Here is a 19,719-nt window from a genome sequence, read left to right on the forward strand (position 1 = left end):
CCGGCGGGATCAGTCCTCGACGATCTCGGCGTCGATGACGTCCTCGTCCTCGTCCTCGTCGGGCTGGGGAGCCTGTCCCTGGCTCGTCACCACGAGCTGAGAGCCGTCCGCGGGCACGTCCACCCGCACCGTGTCGCCGTCGCGCACGCCCCCCGAGAGGATCGCCAGCGCCAGCCGGTCCTGGATCTCGGTCTGGATCAGGCGCCGCAGCGGACGCGCGCCGTAGATCGGGTCGTAGCCGCGGTCGGCCAGCCAGGCGCGGGCGTCGGGCGTGACCGCCAGCGTGAGGCGGCGGTCGGACAGCCGGCGCTGCAGCAGGTCGACCTGCAGCTCCACGATCTGCGCGAGATCGTCGTGACTGAGCGCCTGGAACATCACGATGTCGTCGAGCCTGTTCACGAACTCCGGCTTGAACGCCTGCCGCACGAGCTGCAGCACCTGCTCGCGCTTCGAATCGGCGGACACCGTCGGATCGATCAGGATCGGCGAGCCGAGGTTCGACGTCAGGATCAGGATCACGTTCTTGAAGTCGACCGTGCGTCCCTGCCCGTCGGTCAGCCGGCCGTCGTCCATGACCTGCAGCAGGACGTCGAAGACCTCGGGATGCGCCTTCTCGACCTCGTCGAGCAGCACCACGCTGTAGGGGCGGCGGCGCACCGCCTCGGTCAGCTGGCCGCCCTGCTCGTAGCCGACGTAGCCGGGCGGGGCGCCGACCAGGCGCGACACCGAGTGCTTCTCGCCGTACTCGGACATGTCGATGCGCACCATGGCGTGCTCGTCGTCGAACAGGAACTCGGCGAGCGCCTTCGCGAGCTCGGTCTTGCCCACGCCCGTCGGGCCGAGGAACAGGAAGGATCCCGTGGGCCGGTTCGGGTCGCTGATGCCGGCGCGCGAGCGGCGCACCGCATCGGAGACGGCCTTCACGGCGTCCTTCTGCCCGATCAGCCGGCGGCCCAGCTCGGCCTCGAGGTGCAGCAGCTTCTCCGTCTCGCCCTGCAGCAGGCGCCCGACGGGGATGCCGGTCCACGACGCGATCACCTGGGCGATGTCGTCGTCCGTGACCTGCTCGTTGACCATGCGCGGCTCCTCGCCCTCGGCCTCCGCCTGCTTCTCCGCCTCGGCGAGCTCCGCTTCGAGCTGCTTGATGGTCTCGTACTGCAGCTTCGAGGCCTTGGCATAGTCGGCCTCCCGCAGCGCGCGGTCGCGCTCGGTGACAGCCGCATCCAGACGCTTCTTCAGGTCGCCCACGCGGTTCAGGCCACCGCGCTCGCGCGCCCAGCGCTCCTCGAGCGTGCGCAGCTCGGCCTCGGATGCCGCCATCTGCTCGCGCAGCCTCGCCAGACGCTCCTTCGAGGCGGGATCCTTCTCCTTTTTGAGCGCAAGCTCCTCGAGGCGCATGCGGTCGACCTGGCGCTTGAGCTGGTCGATCTCGACGGGGGAGGAGTCGATCTCCATCTTGAGGCGGCTCATCGCCTCGTCGATCAGGTCGATCGCCTTGTCGGGGAGCTGTCGGCTCGGGATGTACCGGTTCGACAGCGCCGCCGCCGCGACGAGCGCGCCGTCCGTGATCGTGACCCCGTGGTGGGCCTCGTAGCGCCCCTTGAGCCCGCGCAGGATCGCCACGGTGTCCTCGACGGACGGCTCGCCCACATACACCTGCTGAAAGCGGCGCTCGAGCGCCGCGTCCTTCTCGATGAACTCGCGGTACTCGTTCAGCGTCGTGGCGCCGATCAGGCGCAGTTCGCCGCGCGCGAGCATGGGCTTGAGCATGTTGGACGCGGCGACCGATCCCTCACCGCCGCCCGCGCCCATGAGCACGTGGAGCTCGTCGATGAAGGTGATGATCCGGCCCTCGGACTCGGTGATCTCCTTCAGCACGTTCTTCAGCCGCTCCTCGAACTGGCCGCGATACATCGCTCCCGCCACGAGGGCCGACATGTCGAGGCTGATCAGGCGCTTGTCCTTCAGGCTCTCCGCCACGTCGCCCGCGACGATGCGCTGCGCGAGGCCCTCGACCACGGCGGTCTTGCCGACGCCGGGTTCGCCGATCAGCACCGGGTTGTTTTTGGTGCGGCGCGTGAGGACCTGGCTCACGCGCCGGATCTCCGAGTCCCGCCCGATCACGGGGTCGAGCTTCCCTGCGCGCGCCTGCTCGGTCAGGTCGATGCCGAACTGCTCGAGCGCGCTCTGCTGCTCCTGCTTCTGATCCGTCACAGCCTCTCCTCACATCCCGGGCGAAACCTTCTGGGCGAACGCGTCTACAAACTTGAGTCGCGCTGGCTCAAGTTTAACAGGATGATCGCGCCCCGCGGAAGAGCATCCCCCACGCGGGGGACCGGCGCTAGCCTGACCCCGTGACCCGTCCCGCCGAGCCGCCGTACGACCCGCCGCCGTATGCGGCGCAGGGCCTCCCGCCCGCCTCGCCGCCGGTGCGCGGCGGCGCGCCGGTGATCGTCGCGGCGGTCTGCGCGGGTGCGGTGATCCTCACCGTGTTCGCCGAGCTCTTCGTGCAGGCGGCGGTGATCGCCTCCGGCGACTTCTCCACGCTCGGCCTCGCGAGCCTGCCCGTGCGTCTGATGGCGACCCTGCTCGGCATCGGCGCAATCGTCGCCGGCGCGATCGCGGTGTCGCGGCGCGTGCGCGTCGTGCTCGCGGGCGTCGCGATCGGCGTCGGCATCGTCCCCGTGCTGAGCGCCGTCCTCAGCATCGTCCAGTTCGCCGGCCGCGCCGCGATGGCCGTGCTGTGAGGAGCGGACGATGACCTTCACTCCCGCTCAGCCCGCGGAGCGCCGCCCCGATGGACCCAACGTGCTGGCGGTCGTCGCGCTGGCACTGGCTGCCCTGGTCGCCGCGGGGGGCGCCCTCAGCTCGTACCTGCCGATGCTCGTGGACCGGCTGCCGCTGCCGATCTCCTCCCTCGCGACCGTGATCGGCGTGGGCTCGCTCATCCTGATGCTCGTCGGGGCGGCGTGCGCGATCATCGGCCTCCGCCATCCGCGCAAGCTGCTCGCGGCGATCGCCCTGGGCTACTTCGTCGTCACGCTCATCCAGACGGCGCTGTGGAGCGGCGTCCTGCCCGTGCTCGTGCGCGTGTACACCGGCTGACCCGTTCGCCGCCGGCGCTCGCGAGGGTTCAGGCGGCCGCGCTGCCCGCGACCTCGCGTGTCTGCGCGACGGGCGGACAGGCGAAGCGGGCGCGGTACGCCGTGGGCGTCGTGCCGAGCACCCGGGAGAAGTTCTGACGCAGCACGGCCGCCGATCCGAAGCCGCACGCGTCCGCGATGCGGTCGAGGCCCCACTCGGTCTCCTCGAGCAGGCGCTGCGCGTGGATGATGCGCTGCCGCGCGAGCCATGCCGCGGGCGTGGTGCCGTAGTCGGCCTTGAACCGCCGCGCGAACGTGCGGGGAGACATGTGCGCGCGATTCGCGAGCTGCTCGACGGTGAGGTCGCGGTCGAGATTCTCGACCGCCCAGTCCGCGACCGGTGCGAGCGACAGGCCGCTCTGATCCGGCATCGGCTTCAGAATGAACTGGGCCTGCCCGCCCTCGCGCTGCGGCGCGACGACCATCCGGCGCGCGATGCGGTTGGCGGCCTCGGCTCCCAGCTCCTGGCGCAGCAGGTGCAGGCACGCGTCCAGTCCCGCGGCGGTGCCCGCACTCGTGATGATGCGCCCGTCCTGCACGTAGAGCACGTCCGGATCCACCTCGATGCGCGGGTACATCCGGGCCATGGTGTCGGCGTACAGCCAGTGCGTCGTCGCGCGGCGCCCGTCGAGCACGCCGGCCGCGGCCAGGACGAAGGCGCCGCTGCAGACGCTCAGGACCCACGCGCCGCGCTCGACGGCCGAGCGGATGATCGCCGCCACGCGCGTGTCGATCCGGCCCCAGGCCGACTTCGGCTGCGTGGACACGACGACGATGTCGGCCGTCTCCGCGAACTGCAGGTCGTCGGGGACGTTGACCGAGAAGCCGAGGTTGGAGGTCACGGCGCCGGGCTCGGGCGTGACGATGCGGAAGTCGAACTTCTCGATCCCCTCGGCCGTGCGGTCGAGGCCGAACGCCTCGCACGCGACGCCGAACTCGAACGGCGCGAAGCCCTCCTGCACGATGCACGCGACGGTTCTCATGGGGCTCCTCGGGACGGGGCGGACACGTGGCAGTTTTCCTGCGAGATATGACGATCCTGCCACTGTTGGCAGGATCAGCACAAGCGCAGGATGACTGCCATGTTCATTCTCATCCTCTTCGCAATCCTCTCGATCGCCGCCATCGCAGCCACGCTGCACGAGGTGCGCATCGACGGCTACGGCCGCGTGCACACCGACGCCCTGCGCGTCCCCGAGCGCGACTGAGGCGCTAGCGGGCCACCCGCTCGTACACCAAGACCATCGCCGCCGTGCGGGACGACTGCCGGAACTTCGCCGGCATCTCCGGATCCGGCGCGGGCGCGGTGCCCGCCGCGATGTCGGCCGCGGCTCGACGCAGGGTGGCGGCGAGCGCGCGGATCCGTCCCGGCTCGTCCGCGGGCGCGTCGACGCGCCACACCCCGGTGCCGATCTCGTCCGCGATGTCAGGGTCGCTGATCACGGCCGGCGTCCCGAGCGACGCCGCCTCGAACGGGGTCATGCCCTGCGTCTCGAATCCGATGGACGTCTGCACCAGCGCGTCCGCCGCCGCGATGCGCCGCAGCACCTCGTCGTACGGCAGCTTGCCCGCGAAGCGCACCGCGAGACGGTGCTGCGCCACGAGCTTGCGCGCCGCCGCGAGCTGCGCACCGCCGCCGATCACCTCGACCTCGCAGGCGACATCTGCCTCGGCGAGAGCCTCCAGGAACGGCAGCAGGCGCTTCTCCGGGCTCATCCTGCCCAGCCAGACGAACCGCGGGACACCGGGGGCGCGGACGTCGGGCGCCTCGGCGCGCACGCGGTCGAGGAGGTCGTCGTCGATCCCGTTCCACACCACATCGACGGGGGAGAACACGCGGTGCGCCTCCAGGCGCCGCGCGAAGTGGCCGGAGGGAGCGGTCACGGCCTCGGCTCCGCGCGCGAGGCCGCGCAGGTACGCCCACCCGTCCACGCCCGTCGGCGCCCCGCCCGCGCGACCACGCAGCGCCGCGCGGCGCCATCCGTTCAGCGCACGCAGCACGAGACCGGGAAACGGCGCGGTCGCCTCGATCCCCACGTCGACGCGGTTGTGCATCGTGTGCACGACGGGCAGCCCGTGCCGGGCGGCATAGCGGTAGCCGAGGAATGCGCCCCAGAAGTCGGCCTGCACGTGCACGAGATCCGCCTGCGGTCGCCGCGCCATCTCCGCGTCCACGACCCGGTCGGCGGCGCGTCCGGGCCAGGAGAGCGCGTACTCCCGGTCCGGGGTGACGGGGATCGACGGCAGATCGAGATAGCCAGGGTCGTCCGCCTTGATCGCGGCGCGGGCGCCATGCCGGCGGGGCGCGACGATCGTCACGGTGTGCCCCGCCCGCTCGAGGTACCGGCGCTGCAGGCGCGTGGACACCTGGGCGCCGCCGAGCGTCTCGACGTGCTGATCCGCGAACATCACGATGTGCACGCGCGGTGCTCCCGATCGCTAGGCCGGCTGCGCTTCGCCGCGGCGATCCAGGAGGACATGCGGCGCCGCGCCGCGATACAGCGCCTCGAACGTGTCGAGCGTGCGGTTGATGTCGTGCACGAGCACGCCCTCGAGCGATGCGCGCTGCAGACGCAGGCGCTCCTCGGGGGAGGCGGTGAGCACGGTCGTGAGCTTCGCGGCGAGGTCGTCGGCGTCGCCCGGCTCGAACAGGTATCCGTTCTCGCCTTCGTGCACCAGGTGCGGCAGCGCGACGGCGTTCGCGGCGACGATCGGCAGACCCGACGCCATCGCCTCCATCGTCGCGATCGACTGCAACTCGGCGATCGACGCGATGGCGAACACGCTGCCGCGGGTGAGGGTCGCGCGCAGGTGGGCATCGGTCGACAGGCCGTGGAACGTCACCCGGTCCTGCACCCCCAGCTCGGCGGCGAGGGCCTGCAGCGCGTGCTCCTGGTCGCCCTGCCCGACGAGGTCGAGCTTCGCGTCCAGTGCCGGGTCGAGCTTCGCCAGCGCGCGCAGGATCACGTCGACCTGCTTCTCGGCCGTCATCCGGCCGACGAACACGATCCGGTTCTCCGCGCGCGGCTCGAGGTCAGCGCTGTACTGCGTGCGATCGATGCCGCAGCTGATGGGGATGACCCCTGGCATGTCGATCGCCGACTCGAGGAAGTCGGCCGCGCGACGCGTCGGCGTCGTGACCGCCGACGCGAGGCGGAAGGTGCGCGCCGCGTCCTTCCACGCGAGCTTCACGAAGAGGTCGTTCGCCCAGTCCGGCAGCGCCGTGTGATCCAGGATGTTCTCCGGCATCACGTGATTCGTGGCGACGACCCGGATGCCGCGCTTGCGCGCCTCGCGCGCGAGCCCGCGCCCGATCACGATGTGCGACTGGATGTGCACGACATCGGGCTTGACGCGGTCGAGCACGCGCCGCGCGTGGTGCTTGGCGCGCCACGGCCACACGAAGCGCAGCCACTCGTGCCACCACAGCCGCACCGACGGCAGGCGGTGCAGCGTCATGGCCTCGCCCTCGATCGTCTCGGTGCGGTTCGGCTCGTCGGCATACCGCCTGTTCGGCGCGACGACGTGCACGTCGTGGCCGCGCTGGACGAGACCGGCCGCGAGCCGCTCGGCGAAGCGCGCGGCGCCGTTGATGTCGGGCGCGAAGGTGTCGGCCCCGATCAGGATGCGCAGCGGGCTTCGGGGGGCGTCGGGAGCGGGGGAGTCTGTCACGTTCGGCCTCGCAGTGCTGTTCGTGGCGGCACCGTCTCTCGGCACGGGATCGGGCACGAGGCGACGGGAAGTCGAGAGCCGAGCCTAGCCGAACGGGCGCGCGCGCCCCGGAAGGCGTGCCGGATCAGCCCTGCGCCGCCCACCACTCGCGCAGGCGCCGCTCGGCCTCGTCGGCGCCGAGCACGCCCTCGTCCAGGCGCAGGTCGAGGAGGAAGCGGTACGCCTTGCCCACCTGGGGCCCCGGAGTGATGCCGAGCACCTCCTGGATGCGGTTGCCGTCGAGCTCCGGCCGGATGGCGTCGAGCTCCTCCTGCTCGCGCAGGGTCACGATGCGGGCCTCGATGTCGTCGTACGCCGTCGCGAGCCGCTGCGCCTTGCGCCGGTTGCGCGTCGTGACGTCGGCGCGCGTCAGGATGTGCAGGCGCTCGAGCTGCGCACCCGCGTCGCGCACGTACCGGCGCACGGCCGAGTCGGTCCAGGCGCCCTCGGCGTAGCCGAAGAAGCGCAGGTGCAGCTCGATCAGCGTCGTCACCGCGTCGATCGTGTCGCCGTCGAACCGCAGCGCCTGCAGGCGCTTGCGCGCCATCCGCGCCCCCACGATGTCGTGGTGGTGGAACGTGACGACGCCGCCCTTCTCGAGCTTGCGGGTGCGGGGCTTGCCGATGTCGTGCAGCAGCGCGGCCAGGCGCAGCGGGACATCCGGATCCTTCCCCGGGAAGCGCTCGTGCTCGTGGTCGATCGCCTGGCGCAGCACCGTGAGGGAGTGCTCGTACACGTCCTTGTGGTGATGGTGCTCGTCCACCTCGAGGCGCAGCGCCGACACCTCCGGAAGGAACTCCTCGATCAACTCCGTCTCGACGAGCACGCGGATGCCGGACACCGGATCGTCCGTCGCGAGCAGCCGCGTGAGCTCGCCCTGGATCCGCTCCGGGCTCACGATCGACAGCGTCTGGCGCAGCGCCTCGATCGCGGAGAGCGTGCCGTGCTCGACCTCGAAGTTCAGCTGGGATGCAAAGCGCGCGGCGCGCAGCATGCGGAGGGGATCGTCGCCGAAGCTGATGCGCGGGTCGATCGGAGTGCGCAGGACGCCGGCGACGAGGTCCTCGACACCGCCGGTGGGGTCGATCAGCTTGACCTCGGGCACGCGCAGCGCCATGGCGTTGACCGTGAAGTCGCGGCGCACGAGGTCGGCCTCGAGCGTGTCGCCGAACTCCACGGCGGGCTTGCGCGTGACGCCGTCGTAGCTGTCGGCGCGGTAGGTCGTGATCTCGACCTGCTCGCCGCGCACGCGGGCGCCGATCGTGCCGAACGCGCGGCCGATGTCCCACTGCGCCGAGGAGATCGGCGTGATGATCCGCAGGATGTCGTCGGGACGCGCGTCCGTCGTGAAGTCGAGGTCGTGCGTCGCGCGGCCGAGCAGCGCATCGCGCACCGGACCGCCGACGATCGCGAGATCGTGCCCCGCGTCGGCGAACGCGCGGGCGAGCGCCGACACCACCGGCGAGGCCGCCAGGTCGCCGAGACGCGCGACACCGTCGGCCATGTTGAGCATGGGTTCCAGTCTAGAGAGGCCGCGTCGTGCCGAGCCGACCCCGCGTCGCCACGGGTGGGCCCACCGCTAGCCTGGCGGGATGACGGCGATCCTGCTCGCGCTCGCATCCGCCGCCGCATACGGCGTCTCCGACTTCTTCGGAGGACTCTTCTCGAAGCGCCACAGCGCCTGGACCATTGCGTTCTGGGGGCAGCTCGGCGCTCTGCTCACCGCGGGGCTGCTGGCGCTGTGGGTCGGCGGCCGCCCCCAGCCGCCGGATTTCCTGTGGGCGGGCGTGGCCGGTGTCGGGTCGGCGCTCGGCACGGCGTTCCTGTATCGCGGACTGGCCGGCGGCCGGATGAGCGTAGTCGCCCCGATCTCGGCCGTGGTGAGCGCAGCCGTGCCGATCGTCGTCGGCGTCGCGACGGGGGAGCGGCCGGCCGCTCTCACGTGGGTCGGCATCGCCGTGGGGCTCGTGGCGATCTGGCTCGTGGCGCGGGCTCCGGATCCCGCGGGCGGGACGCGCGAGGGCGCGGCGGCATCCGTCCGCGACGGCGTGATCGCGGGCGCGGGCTTCGGCGCCTACTTCGCCGCGATCGGTCAGGTGCGCGAGGAAGCCGGCCTGTGGCCCAACGCGGCGAGCATGGTGGTCGCCGCGTTGGTGCTGCTCGGCGTCCTGCTCGCCGTGCGCGCACCGCTGCGGCTGCCGCCGCGTCGCGCCGGTCTGGCGCTGCTGCCCGGCGTTCTCGGCGCGGTCGCGCTCACGCTGTTCCTGCTCGCCTCGCAGGCGGGCCTGCTCACCGTGGTCGCGGTGATCGCGTCGCTCTACCCCGCCGCGACCGTGATCCTCGCCGCCGCCGTGCTGCACGAGCGCATCCACCGCGGCCAGGCCGTCGGGCTCGCCGCGTGCGCGGCGGCGGTCGCGCTGGTCGCGGTGGGGTAGCCGCGCCGGCGCAGGCTCAGGCGAACGTCAGGAATCCGTCGACGAGCAGCTCCCGCACGCGCGGCAGCAGCTCGGCGCGCAGGGCGGATCCGTCCGCCTCCAGCAGGTCGGCGATGGCCGCGATGAGCGGGCCCACCGGCAGGTCGCCGTCGCACGCTCCCACGAGCGCCGCGAGCCCCGGATCCGCCTGGATGGCGCGGCCGAACCCCGCGCCCTGGCGCAGCTCGATCACCTGCGGGTCGCCCATGCCGGGCAGGTGGTGCCGTGCCTCCGTGACGTCCGCGGCCGCGCGCAGCGTCGCCGCGGCGAGCGCGTCGTCGTCCATGTCCGCCAGCCGGTCGTGCGCAGCGAGCGCCTGCGCGAGGTGATCGCCGAGCCCGCCCTCCGAGGGAATCGGGTGCGTCACGCGCTCGTAGCGGGCAAGAGCAGGCGCGCCGGTCGCGCGGCGCAGCAGCACGTAGCCGAAGCCGATCGCCGTGACGCCGCGCGCGGAGAAGTCGTCGAGCCACGCGGCCAGCAGCTCGTCGTGACGCGGCGTGCCGGGCGTCGTGCCGCCGTCGCGGATCCACATCTCGGCGTACTGGATCGGATCCAGCTGCTCGCGCTCGACCACCCACGCCTCGAGCGGCACGGGGGAGGAGGCCACCCACGCGCGCACGCGCTCCAGTCCGTCGACGCCGTCGCGGGTCTCCCAGTTGCCGAGCAGCTGCGCGGTCCCGCCGGGGCGCTCGGGCCCGCCCTCCCGCAGATGCGCACCGACGCCGCGCACGACCTGCTCCACGAGCGCGTCGCCCACCAGCCCCCGTCGCGATACTCGTAACCGGGCACGCCGGCCGCACGCGGCGTGATGACGAACGGCGGATTGGTCACGATCCTGTCGAACGTCTCTCCCGCCACGGGCTCGAACAGGCTGCCCAGACGCGTCTCGATGCCCTCGTCGTGGTTGAGCAGCGCGTTCAGCCGCGTGAACGCCAGCGCCCGCTCGGACAGGTCGGTCGCCACCACAGACGCGGCGTACCGCCGCGCCCGCAGCGCCTGGATGCCGCATCCCGTGCCGAGATCCAGCACGCGCTCCGCGGGTGTCGGCAGCTGCAGCGCCGCGAGCGTGAGGGAGGCGCCGCCCACCCCGAGCACGTGGTCCTCGGCCAGCGCGCCCCCTCCCATGGCGATCTCGTCGAGGTCGCTCGCCAGCCACCACTCGCCGGCTCCCTCGCTGTCGAGGTACGACTGGGGCCGGATGATGGCGCGGGGCACGACGGGATCGGCGCGCTCGGCGAGCCCGAGCGCGTGCAGCCCGTCGGCGCCGAGCGTCGGCAGCGCGGCGTCGACCGTCGCCCGCGGCTGCGGCATGCCGAGCACGAGCAGGCGGCCGAGCGTGGCGAGCGCATCCTGTCGGTCCCCGAGACCGCGCAGCGCCGGGACGCGCAGGCCGCGGCCGATCGCATCGTCCGCCTCGACGCCCCAGGCGGCGCGCAGGGCTTCGGATCGGAAGCGCGCCGCGCGCAGATCGGTCGCGAGGGCGGCGCAGAGCTCGGCGTCGGGGTGCGGTGTCACGCTCCCATTCAACCCCGCGCATCCGGCTGTCGCCGGGTTCAGGACGGCAGGACGGCGCCCGTCCGCTGTGCGAACAGCCTTCCAGCGAACTCTTAACCATCGGATCTGGCACTCTCACCGCCAGAGTGCTAATTCATATAGCGAGTCCTCACGACTCAGGTCTGAAGCGCCACGAACAGACAAGAGGAGGAGATCACGATGGCGATGTTCTTCGACCCGTTCCGCGAGTTCGACCGCATGGCCGAGCAGCTGTTCGACCGTCAGGGTCCGCGGCTGATGCCGATGGACCTCTACCGCGAGGGCGACCACTACGTCCTGAGCGCCGACCTCCCGGGGATCGACCCGGGCAGCGTCGACATCGACGTGGACGGCCAGCTGCTGACAATCCGCGCGGAGCGCACGGCGCGCAGCGCCGAGGGAGTGAAGTGGATCACGCGCGAGCGCACGACGGGATCGTTCCTGCGCCAGCTCAATCTGGGGCAGGGCATCGACACGGCCGGCATCTCGGCGACGTACGACAACGGCGTGCTGAGCGTGCTCATCCCGATCACCGAGAAGGCGAAGCCCCGCAAGGTGGAGGTCCAGCGCTCGGTGACCGGCGCGCAGGACGTCACGCCCGAGCTGACGAGCTGACGCCCGTGCCGCGCTGAGCCGATCCACGGGGGATCCGGATCCGTCCGGGTCCCCCTTCTCATGCCCGCCGTCCGCATGACGCAGGATCGGCACGTCCGACACGCCGGGACACGCCGGCGCCTCGGCGTGTCGGCGCCATCGGCTCCTGCGTTGTGCGGATGACGGAGCACGCGAAGGCGGACCCGGTGGGTCAGCTGTCGCGCCGCGCGCCCTCCGACGGCACGACGGCGAAGACGTGCGGCGCCGTGTAGCCGCGGTCGGCGAACGCCCGCGCGGCGGCGTCCGCCACCGCGTCGGCAGCGCTCGCCTCGACGAGCGCGATGGCGGAGCCGCCGAAGCCGCCGCCCGTCATGCGCGCGCCGATCGCGCCGGCCCCGAGCGCGGCCTCGACGGCCGTGTCGAGTTCGGGGACCGAGATCTCGAAGTCGTCGCGCATCGACGCGTGCGACGCCACGAGCAGCTCGCCGATCGCGCGCGGTCCGGACGCGCCGAGCGCCCCCACGGTGTCGAGCACGCGCTGATTCTCGGTGACGATGTGCCGCACCCGGCGGAACGTGACCTCGTCCAGGAGGTCGCGAGCGCGGTCGAGGTCCGCTGCCCCGACGTCGCGCAGCGACGGCACGCCCAGCGCCGCGGCGCCGCGCTCGCACGCGGCCCGACGGTCGCGATAGCCGCCGCTGGCATGCGCGTGCTCGACCTTGGTGTCGATCGCGAGCAGCACGAGGCCCTCGCGCTCCAGGCCGAGATCGACCGAGCGGGTCTCGAGGCTCCGGCAGTCGAGGAACGTCGCGGCATCCGCCCGGCCCATGATCGACGAGACCTGATCCATGATCCCGGTCGGGGCGCCGACGGCCTCGTTCTCCGCGCGGCGACCGGCCTTCGCCAGGTCCAGCGGTGCGAGGTCGAGCCGCCACAGGTCGTTCAGCGCGGCCGCGACGGAGCCCTCGATGGCCGCCGAGGAGGACAGTCCCGCGCCGACCGGCACGTCGGAGGCGATCGCGATGTCGACGCCCGGCACGTCCGTTCCCGCGCGGCCGGCCGCGGCGAGCGCGGCCCACGCCACGCCGAGCGGGTATGCCGCCCACTCGGGCACCGTGCCTGCCGCGACCGCGGCGCCCGCGGATCCGCCGAAGGCGTCCGCGAGCGCGGGGACCGGCAGCTCGACGGCACCGGGCGCGAACGTCGACGCGACGCGCAGCACGCCGTCCCGACGGAGGCGCGCGGCCGCGTACGTGCGGTACTGGATCGCGAAGGGGAGGACGAAGCCCTCGTTGTAGTCCGTGTGCTCGCCGATGAGGTTCGCCCGGCCCGCGGACGACCAGACCCCTTCCGGCTCCCCGCCGACGAGCTCGGTGAAGAGGTGCGCGGCATCCTGCAGCGCGGTCTGCGACGCGGTCACTCGACGTCCTCCGTGATGGTTGCGAGGGCCTCACGCAGTCGATCGGCGCTCTGCTCGGGCGGGATGTCGCCGATCCAGGCGCCCATGGCGGCCTCCGATCCGGCGAGGAACTTGAGCTTGTCGGCCCCGCGGCGCGGCGACGTCAGCTGCAGGTGCAGCCGCGCGCTGTCGCGCCCGAGGTCGACCGGTGCCTGATGCCAGGCCGCGATGTACGGCGTCGGCGTCCCGTAGAGCGCGTCGACGCCGCGCAGCAGCCGCAGGTACAGCGGGGCGAGCTCGTCGCGCTCGGCGTCGCTCAGCGCCGCGAAGTCGGCGACGTGGCGTCGGGGTGCCATGTGCACCTCGATGGGCCAGCGCGCCGCGAACGGCACGTACGCGATCCAGTGCTCGCCCTCCAGCAGCACGCGGGGCCCTGCGGCCTCGAACTCGATGATGCGCGAGAACAGGTCGGCGCCCTCGCGTTCGATCGCGGCGAGCAGCAGGCTGGTGCGCGGCGTGACGTACGGGTACGCGTAGATCTGGCCGTGCGGGTGCTGCAGCGTCACGCCGATCTCGGCACCGCGGTTCTCGAACACGAACACCTGCCGCACGCCCGGCAGCGCCGACAGCGCCGCCGTGCGGTCGGCCCACGCCTCGATCACGGTGCGCGCACGCGTGACCGACTGCGTGCCGAAGGATCCCGTGCGCTCGGGGCTGAAGCACACGACCTCGCAGCGGCCGACCGAGGTGCGCGAGCGGCCGAGGCCCGGAGCGACGAGGTCGTCGAGTCCGCGCGCCGGATCGGCGGCCGCGGGCGCGGTGCCGACCGCCTTGTCGAGCGCGGGTCCGAACGAGGGGGAGCGGTTCTCGAAGACCGCGACGTCGTACAGGCTCGGCAGCTCGGACGGGTTCGTGGGCGACTGGGGCGCGAGCGGATCCAGGTCCGCGGGCGGCATCACGACGCGGCTCTGCCGCGCGGCGGCCACCGAGATCCAGTCGCCCGTCAGGACGTCGCGGCGCATCGTCGCGGTCTCGGGACGCGGCGGCAGGTCGCGCTCGTCGACGTGGCGCTCGGGGGGCAGGGTCGTGCCGGGGTCGTCGTAGTAGAGCAGCTCGCGACCGTCGGCGAGCGTCGTCGCGCGCCGCACGACGCCGGCACCGAGCTCGACCGGCTCTGGCGTCGTCTGATTCGGGGAGGAGGTCATCGGAATCCTTCGGCGTGCGCGTGTTGACGTCAACATGCATGATAGGTGCTGAGGTTGCGGTGCCCGCAACAGCAAGGGGTGATCGGATGGCGCGCAGCGTGTCGGCCGCGGACGTCGCGCGGCGCGCGGGCGTGTCCGGACAGACGGTCTCGCGCGTCGCGAACGGCTCGGCGAGGGTCGATCCGGACACCCGCGCCCGCGTGGAGGCCGCCATGGCGGAGCTCGGCTACCGACCCCATCGGGCGGCGCGCGCGCTGCGCACGGGGCGCACGCGCACGATCGGCGTGCTGGTGCGCACGCTCACGTCGGTGGGCAACGCCCGCATGCTCGAAGCCGTGGTCGCGGCGGGAGCCGCACGCGACCACGCGGTGCTCGTGCTGACGCTCGGGGACGACACGGTCGACGCGCTCTCTGCGGCGTACGCGGCGCTCGCCGACCAGGGCGTGGACGGCGTCATCGCACTTAACGAGGCCACGCCCACGGTGCGCGCCGCCGCCGCGCCCGCATTCCCGCTCGTCGCGGTCGACGCGGCGCCGACCGAGGGCATCGCCGTGATCGCGTCGGATCACGCCGGGGGAGCGGCCTCCGCCGTCGCGCACCTGCGGTCATCCGGTCACCCGATCGTCCATCACCTCGCGGGACCTGCAGGTTCCTACGCCGCCGACCAGCGCGAGCACGGCTGGCGGTCGGCGCAGGAGGGGGCGGTGCTTCCCGATCCGGTCCGGGGCGACTGGACGTCGGCGTCGGGCTTCGCCGTGGGCCGCGAACTCGCGGCCGATCCCGCTGTCGGCGCGGTGTTCGCCGCGAACGACCAGATGGCGCTCGGGCTGCTGCGTGCGCTGCGCGAGGCGGAACGCCCCGACGTGGCCGTGATCGGCTTCGACGACGTTGCGGACGCGGCCGAGTTCCAGCCGCCGCTCACGACCGTCGCGCAGGACTTCGACGCGCTGGGACGGGAGGCGGTCGCCCTGCTGCTGACCCGCGTCGAGGGCGGCGAGACCCCGGCCCGCACGGTCATCCCGACACGCCTCGTGATACGCCGCAGCGCCTGAGCCGGCGCACCCGGTGCGGATCGCTCCGGCCCGTCGCATCCGGATGATCCACAGCCTCCTCCGTAGAATCGAGAGGATCCGCGGCCGGACCGCCCCCGGCAGGGCCGCGATCAGAATCACCATGACGACGGATCTCCCCCGGCGCCGGGCCGCCCACAGCAGGCGGCGCTTCCTCGCCCCCCTCCCCGCTGCGGCGTTCGCCGTGCTCCTGGGGCTGACGTGCGCGCCGCCCGTGCAGGCCGCCGTGACCGAGGAGGAGCCTCCCGAGCTCTCGCTCGCCGCCGCCTCCCGCGGCGTGTTGCGGCCCGGAACCGCCCTGACGACGACCCTCACGATCGAGAACGTCTCGGATCAGGCGCTGGAGGGGTCCACCGCGGTGATCGAGCTGGGCCGCACGCCGCTCGACGGCCGTGAGGACCTGCGGGCATGGCTCGGCGGCGACGATGCGGATGTCGAGCTCACGCCCATCGGCTCGGGGACGGCCGAGGACGTCGCCCCGGGCGAGACCGGAACCGTCGGCGTCACGATCGCCGCGGGGCACGACGAGCTCGGCGAGCTCGGTCCCGGCGTCTACCCGCTCCGTGCCCGCTTCGACGGCGCCACGGCCGAGAGCGTGGTCGTCGTCGCGGACGAGGCCGAGCCCGTCGGCGTCGTCATGCCGATCACGGCCCCTCTCGCCGGGGGCGGCATGCTCGACGGCTCGGCCCTCGAGACCCTCACCGCACCTGACGGCGCGCTCACCGCACAGCTGGAGGCCGCGGCCGGATCCGAGGCGATCCTCGCCGTGGACCCGGCCATCCCCGCTGCGATCCGCGCCCTGGGCGACAACGCGCCCCTCAGCGCCGTCGAGTGGCTGGAAGACCTGATCCTGGTGTCGAACGACCGCTTCGCGCTCCAGTTCGGCGACGCGGATGTCGCGGCTCAGCTCCAGGCCGGTCTCTCCGCGCCGCTGCAGCCGCTGTCGCTCGAGGGATACGTGCAGCGCGAGACCGCGCCGGATCCGTCGCCGACCCCGACCGAGTCGCCCGCCAGCGTTCCCGACGACGAGACGTCGGAGCTGGCGCTCGAGGACCTGCTCGACATCGGCGACGCGGAGACGTCTCTCTACTGGCCCGCTCCGGGGCACGCGACCGCCGACGTGATCGACGGCCTGCGCGCCGCGGATCCCGAGGCCGTCGCCCTGACCCCCTCCAGCGCGACCGCGGAGGGGGCGGACGGAGGCACCGTCCCGGCCTTCGGTGAGACGGCCGGGGGCGGCGTGGGGCTGGTCTACGACGCCGAGGCGTCGCGCGCGATCGACGCCGTCGCCCGCACCGACGGCGCGCAGGAGCGGGACGCCGCCGCCGCGGCCGCGAGCGCCGAGCTGTGGTTCGCGGGCCGCGAGGCCGGCGACGCACCCGTGCTCGTCGCGCTGGACCGGGATCTCACGACCGGGTACCTGGACGCGCAGAACGAGGCGGAGGCCGACGCGGGCGCGGAGGAGGTCACGTCGCCGCTCGGCGTGCGGCTGAGCGACGCGCTGGACGTCGTCACGCTGAGCACGGCGGTCGATCCGCAGGGCCTGGAGGATCTGCTGGGCGGCGAGCCCGCCGCCATCACGCCCGACGAGACGGCGCCGGACGAGGAGCGCGTCGACTTCGTCGCGGAGCTCGCGGACGCCGAGGAGCGCGTGGGCGTCACCGCCACCGTGCTCGAGCAACCCGAGACCCTCACCGGACTCGTGCGGGCCGAGGCCCTGCAGGTGCTCGGCGTCGGCTGGGACGGGCGGGGCCCGCAGTGGCGAGACGTGCTGGGCCAGTTCCGTGAGAACACCCGGGAACGCGCGAATGCCGTCGGCATCCAGGACCCGGAGCCGGTCAACCTGATCAGCGCCGGCGCGAATCTGCCGGTCTGGGTGCGCAACGATCTGCCGTACCCGGCGACGGTCACGCTGCTGGCCCGGCCGACGGATCCGCGCCTCGACGTCGCCGACATGGTGCCGGTGACGATCCAGCCGCGCAGCGTGCAGGCGGTGCAGGTGCCCGTCGAGGCCCGCGTCGGCAGCGGCGACGTCGACATCGAGCTGTCGCTCAAGAGCCCGACGCTCGCGGACATCGGGCCGCGCCAGACCGTCGAGGTCACGGTGCGCGCCGACTGGGAGCGGATCGGCATCGTCGTGCTCGGCGCGTTGGTCGTCGGACTGATCGGCATCGGCATCGTGCGGACCGTCCGCCGCGAGCGCCGTCGCCGCCGTCCGCAGGATGCCGCGGCGCCGGACGGCGCCGACACCGACTCCGAGACACAGGACGTCGCCGGGCCGCGCGCACAGGACGCGGCCGACACCGACCGGAAGGACCCGGATGCATAGCATCGGGCGCGCGAGCGCGATGATTGCCGCGGGCACGCTCGTCTCCCGCGTGACGGGCCTGCTGCGCGCGACGGTGCTGGTGCTCGCGATCGGCTCGATCGGTCATGCCTCGGACGCGTTCGCGATCGCGAACCAGCTGCCCAACTACATCTTCCAGGTGATCTCGGCCGGCGTCCTGACGGCCGTGATCGTGCCGCAGGTGGTCAAGTGGAGCGGTCACGAGGACGGCGGGCAGGCGTACATCTCCAAGTTCTTCACGCTCGCGGCGGTCATCCTGCTCGGCGTCACGGCACTTGCCATGCTCTGCGCACCCCTGCTGGTGACGGCGTTCTCCGCGCGGTTCATCCCGGAGCAGCACGCCCTGGCGACCGCGTTCGCGCTGTGGTGCCTGCCGCAGATCCTCTTCTACGGGATGTTCGCGCTGCTGGGCGAGACCCTCAATGCGCGGCGCGTCTTCGGCCCCTACGCGTGGGCGCCGATCGCGAACAACGTCGTCTCGATCGCGGGCTTCCTCCTCTTCATGGCCCTGTTCGGCAGCAACCGCAACGAGGTCGAGTACTGGGACGCCACGATGATCGCGGTGCTGGGCGGCCTCACGACCCTCGGCATCGTGTCGCAGACGGCCCTGCTGCTGTTCTTCTGGCGTCGCACGGGCCTACGGGTCCGGCTGGACTTCGGCTGGCGCGGCATGGGCCTCGGCGAGATCCGGAACCTCGCCGGATGGACGGTCGCGATGCTGCTCGTCGGACTCGTCGTGTCGGGCGTGCAGCAGAACGTGATCTCGGGCGCCTCGGGCCAGAACGCCGCGACGGCGGCCTGGTACAACGCGTGGCTGATCTTCATGCTCCCGTACTCGATCATCGTGATGTCGATCGGCACCCCCTACTTCACCCAGCTCAGCGAGCACGCGAGCGCCGGTCGCGACAGCGAGGTCCGCGCCGACATCGGGCGCGCGGTGCGCACGCTCGGCCTGCTCGTCGTGATCGCCGCCACCGCCGTGATCGTGGCCGCGGTCCCCGCCGCCCGGATCATCGCGAACAGCCCCGGCCAGGCGGTCGCCCTCGCGCCCGTGCTGATCGGCTTCCTGGTCGGTCTCGTGCCGCTCGCCGTGCAGTTCGTCGTGCAGCGCGCGTTCTATGCGTACGGCGACACCCGCACGCCGTTCTTCTTCACGGTGTTCCAGGCCGCGATCGCCATCGGCCTCGCCCTGCTGATGCCGCTGTTCGTCCCGCAGGAGCTGCTCGCGGCGTCCGTCGCGGCAGCGCAGTCGCTGTCGAGCCTGGCCCAGGTGATCCTCGCCAGCTGGCTGCTGCACCGCCGGCTGGGATCGCTCGGCATGGCGGGGAACCTCTGGGCCCTCGCACGCTTCACGCTCGCGGCGGTTCCGGCCGGGGCGGCCGGCTGGGGCGTCTACCTGCTCTCGGGGGCCGAGGCCGGATGGATGACGGCGGGCATGTTCCAGGGAGCCGTCGGGGTCTGCGTCGTCGGCGCCGTCGCCCTCCTCGTCTACGTCGCGATCCTCGCGATTTTCCGCGCCCCGGAGCTGCGGGCCGCGTTCGGGCTCGTGCGCCGCCTCGTCGGACGCTGAGGCCCGCCCCGATCCTCCGCACGATCGCCGCTCTCCCGCTGAGCGGGAACCGGCTCTTCGCTCGCTGATCCCCTACGCACTTCCACCCGTCCCGCGTCAAGCCACTTTCTGACGCGGGATCAGGACTGATTCTCTGAGAATCCGCGCGGTCCCGCTGCCGCGCGGAGAGAGGCACACCATGACCACCGCAAATCGCACCAACGGCACCTACGCCGAGACGCCGGTCCAGAAGGTTGCACTGATCTACGGGATCGTGTTCCTCATCGTCGGCGTCGGAGGCTTCATCCCGGGCCTCACGACGGGCATCGAGTCGCTGCAGTTCGCCGGCCACACGTCGGAGGCGATGCTGCTCGGCATCTTCCAGGTCTCGATCCTGCACAACATCGTCCACATCCTCTACGGCGTCGTAGGTCTGCTCGCAGCCCGCGCGTTCGGCTTCTCCCGGGCCTACCTGATCTGGGGTGGCGCGGTCTACGCCCTGCTGTGGCTGTACGGACTGTTCATCCCGCACGACAGTGCCGCCAACTTCGTGCCGCTCAACACGGCCGACAACTGGCTGCACTTCGCGCTCGCCGTGACCATGATCGGTCTCGGCATCCTGCTGGGCCGCGGCGCGCGCGACGCCCTGCGCGCCTGACGACTCCGTCCGCCGTATTCCATAGATTCACGTCTA

Annotated in this window: 16 protein-coding genes and 1 pseudogene; 9 read left to right on the top strand and 8 right to left on the bottom strand. The window is 72.5% G+C overall.

Features of this window, described 5'->3' with window-relative positions; all coding sequences use genetic code 11:
- Nucleotides 1–9: 9 nt before the first annotated feature.
- Complete coding sequence (locus tag BJP60_RS14725; RefSeq protein ID WP_203136639.1) at nucleotides 10–2,214, bottom strand: ATP-dependent Clp protease ATP-binding subunit; 2,205 nt, start codon at nucleotides 2,212–2,214, stop codon at nucleotides 10–12.
- A gap of 140 nt (nucleotides 2,215–2,354) precedes the next feature.
- On the opposite strand from BJP60_RS14725, the gene BJP60_RS14730 reads away from it, so the two are divergent.
- Together BJP60_RS14730 and BJP60_RS14735 are read left to right on the top strand one after the other, a co-directional pair.
- Entirely contained in the window at nucleotides 2,355–2,747 is a 393-nt protein-coding gene (locus tag BJP60_RS14730) for a hypothetical protein (protein WP_203136641.1), read from the top strand.
- Between the two features lie 10 nt (nucleotides 2,748–2,757).
- Nucleotides 2,758–3,105 carry a hypothetical protein gene (locus BJP60_RS14735; RefSeq protein WP_203136643.1) on the top strand — a complete coding sequence of 116 codons (348 nt, stop codon included), beginning with the start codon at nucleotides 2,758–2,760 and terminating at the stop codon, nucleotides 3,103–3,105.
- 28 nt (nucleotides 3,106–3,133) lie between these two features.
- On the opposite strand, the gene BJP60_RS14740 is transcribed toward BJP60_RS14735, so the two are convergent.
- Nucleotides 3,134–4,126 carry a GlxA family transcriptional regulator gene (locus tag BJP60_RS14740; RefSeq protein ID WP_203136645.1) on the bottom strand — a complete coding sequence of 331 codons (993 nt, stop codon included), beginning with the start codon at nucleotides 4,124–4,126 and terminating at the stop codon, nucleotides 3,134–3,136.
- 99 nt (nucleotides 4,127–4,225) lie between these two features.
- On the opposite strand from BJP60_RS14740, the gene BJP60_RS15425 reads away from it, so the two are divergent.
- The gene (locus BJP60_RS15425; RefSeq protein ID WP_257793730.1) at nucleotides 4,226–4,351 is read left to right on the top strand and encodes a hypothetical protein; all 126 of its coding nucleotides are present in this window, start codon (nucleotides 4,226–4,228) and stop codon (nucleotides 4,349–4,351) included.
- A gap of 4 nt (nucleotides 4,352–4,355) precedes the next feature.
- On the opposite strand, the gene BJP60_RS14745 is transcribed toward BJP60_RS15425, so the two are convergent.
- From BJP60_RS14745 to BJP60_RS14755, 3 genes are all read right to left on the bottom strand, one after another.
- The gene (locus BJP60_RS14745) at nucleotides 4,356–5,564 is read right to left on the bottom strand and encodes a glycosyltransferase (RefSeq protein WP_203136647.1); all 1,209 of its coding nucleotides are present in this window, start codon (nucleotides 5,562–5,564) and stop codon (nucleotides 4,356–4,358) included.
- A gap of 18 nt (nucleotides 5,565–5,582) precedes the next feature.
- Nucleotides 5,583–6,815 carry a glycosyltransferase gene (locus BJP60_RS14750; RefSeq protein ID WP_203136649.1) on the bottom strand — a complete coding sequence of 411 codons (1,233 nt, stop codon included), beginning with the start codon at nucleotides 6,813–6,815 and terminating at the stop codon, nucleotides 5,583–5,585.
- A 124-nt stretch (nucleotides 6,816–6,939) separates the two neighbouring features.
- Nucleotides 6,940–8,367, bottom strand: a complete 1,428-nt coding sequence (locus BJP60_RS14755; RefSeq protein ID WP_203136650.1) for a CCA tRNA nucleotidyltransferase — start codon at nucleotides 8,365–8,367, stop codon at nucleotides 6,940–6,942.
- 79 nt (nucleotides 8,368–8,446) lie between these two features.
- Here BJP60_RS14755 and BJP60_RS14760 point away from each other — a divergent pair, with 79 nt between their 5' ends.
- On the top strand, nucleotides 8,447–9,289 hold the full coding sequence (locus BJP60_RS14760; RefSeq protein ID WP_203136651.1) for an EamA family transporter: 843 nt from the start codon (nucleotides 8,447–8,449) through the stop codon (nucleotides 9,287–9,289).
- Between the two features lie 16 nt (nucleotides 9,290–9,305).
- Here the strand turns inward: BJP60_RS14760 and BJP60_RS14765 are convergent.
- Nucleotides 9,306–10,843 (bottom strand): annotated as a pseudogene (locus tag BJP60_RS14765) (DUF7059 domain-containing protein).
- A 198-nt stretch (nucleotides 10,844–11,041) separates the two neighbouring features.
- Between BJP60_RS14765 and BJP60_RS14770 the strand changes: the two are divergent.
- On the top strand, nucleotides 11,042–11,476 hold the full coding sequence (locus BJP60_RS14770; RefSeq protein WP_203136652.1) for an Hsp20/alpha crystallin family protein: 435 nt from the start codon (nucleotides 11,042–11,044) through the stop codon (nucleotides 11,474–11,476).
- 190 nt (nucleotides 11,477–11,666) lie between these two features.
- Here BJP60_RS14770 and galK read toward each other — a convergent pair whose 3' ends face one another.
- A complete protein-coding gene (gene galK, locus BJP60_RS14775; RefSeq protein ID WP_203136653.1) occupies nucleotides 11,667–12,875 on the bottom strand; it encodes a galactokinase in 1,209 nt (402 codons plus the stop codon).
- On the bottom strand, nucleotides 12,872–14,059 hold the full coding sequence (galT, locus tag BJP60_RS14780) for a galactose-1-phosphate uridylyltransferase (protein ID WP_203136654.1): 1,188 nt from the start codon (nucleotides 14,057–14,059) through the stop codon (nucleotides 12,872–12,874). Before galT ends, galK begins: the two co-directional genes overlap by 4 nt.
- 86 nt (nucleotides 14,060–14,145) lie before the next feature.
- Between galT and BJP60_RS14785 the strand changes: the two genes are divergently transcribed.
- The 4 genes from BJP60_RS14785 to BJP60_RS14800 all read left to right on the top strand — a co-directional run bounded on the left by BJP60_RS14785 (nucleotide 14,146) and on the right by BJP60_RS14800 (nucleotide 19,683).
- On the top strand, nucleotides 14,146–15,111 hold the full coding sequence (locus BJP60_RS14785) for a LacI family DNA-binding transcriptional regulator (RefSeq protein WP_203136655.1): 966 nt from the start codon (nucleotides 14,146–14,148) through the stop codon (nucleotides 15,109–15,111).
- Nucleotides 15,112–15,232: 121 nt separating this feature from the next.
- Complete coding sequence (locus tag BJP60_RS14790; protein ID WP_203136656.1) at nucleotides 15,233–17,458, top strand: DUF6049 family protein; 2,226 nt, start codon at nucleotides 15,233–15,235, stop codon at nucleotides 17,456–17,458.
- Entirely contained in the window at nucleotides 17,451–19,046 is a 1,596-nt protein-coding gene (murJ, locus tag BJP60_RS14795; RefSeq protein ID WP_203136658.1) for a murein biosynthesis integral membrane protein MurJ, read from the top strand. The genes BJP60_RS14790 and murJ overlap by 8 nt, the downstream gene beginning before the upstream one ends.
- A gap of 178 nt (nucleotides 19,047–19,224) precedes the next feature.
- A complete protein-coding gene (locus tag BJP60_RS14800) occupies nucleotides 19,225–19,683 on the top strand; it encodes a DUF4383 domain-containing protein (RefSeq protein WP_203136659.1) in 459 nt (152 codons plus the stop codon).
- Nucleotides 19,684–19,719 lie beyond the last annotated feature (36 nt).

It is taken from the genome of Microbacterium sp. JZ31, from assembly GCF_016805985.1.
Classification (GTDB): Bacteria; Actinomycetota; Actinomycetes; order Actinomycetales; family Microbacteriaceae; genus Microbacterium.

What these genes read in the sequence shown, in the direction of transcription:
- BJP60_RS14735 (WP_203136643.1), top strand. Translation starts at nt 2,758, where the DNA reads ATGACCTTCACTCCCGCTCAGCCCGCGGAGCGCCGCCCCGATGGACCC.
- BJP60_RS14740 (WP_203136645.1), bottom strand. Translation starts at nt 4,126, where the DNA reads ATGAGAACCGTCGCGTGCATCGTGCAGGAGGGCTTCGCGCCGTTCGAG.
- BJP60_RS15425 (WP_257793730.1), top strand. Translation starts at nt 4,226, where the DNA reads ATGTTCATTCTCATCCTCTTCGCAATCCTCTCGATCGCCGCCATCGCA.
- BJP60_RS14755 (WP_203136650.1), bottom strand. Translation starts at nt 8,367, where the DNA reads ATGCTCAACATGGCCGACGGTGTCGCGCGTCTCGGCGACCTGGCGGCC.
- BJP60_RS14760 (WP_203136651.1), top strand. Translation starts at nt 8,447, where the DNA reads ATGACGGCGATCCTGCTCGCGCTCGCATCCGCCGCCGCATACGGCGTC.
- BJP60_RS14770 (WP_203136652.1), top strand. Translation starts at nt 11,042, where the DNA reads ATGGCGATGTTCTTCGACCCGTTCCGCGAGTTCGACCGCATGGCCGAG.
- galT (WP_203136654.1), bottom strand. Translation starts at nt 14,059, where the DNA reads ATGACCTCCTCCCCGAATCAGACGACGCCAGAGCCGGTCGAGCTCGGT.
- BJP60_RS14785 (WP_203136655.1), top strand. Translation starts at nt 14,146, where the DNA reads ATGGCGCGCAGCGTGTCGGCCGCGGACGTCGCGCGGCGCGCGGGCGTG.
- BJP60_RS14790 (WP_203136656.1), top strand. Translation starts at nt 15,233, where the DNA reads ATGACGACGGATCTCCCCCGGCGCCGGGCCGCCCACAGCAGGCGGCGC.
- murJ (WP_203136658.1), top strand. Translation starts at nt 17,451, where the DNA reads ATGCATAGCATCGGGCGCGCGAGCGCGATGATTGCCGCGGGCACGCTC.
- BJP60_RS14800 (WP_203136659.1), top strand. Translation starts at nt 19,225, where the DNA reads ATGACCACCGCAAATCGCACCAACGGCACCTACGCCGAGACGCCGGTC.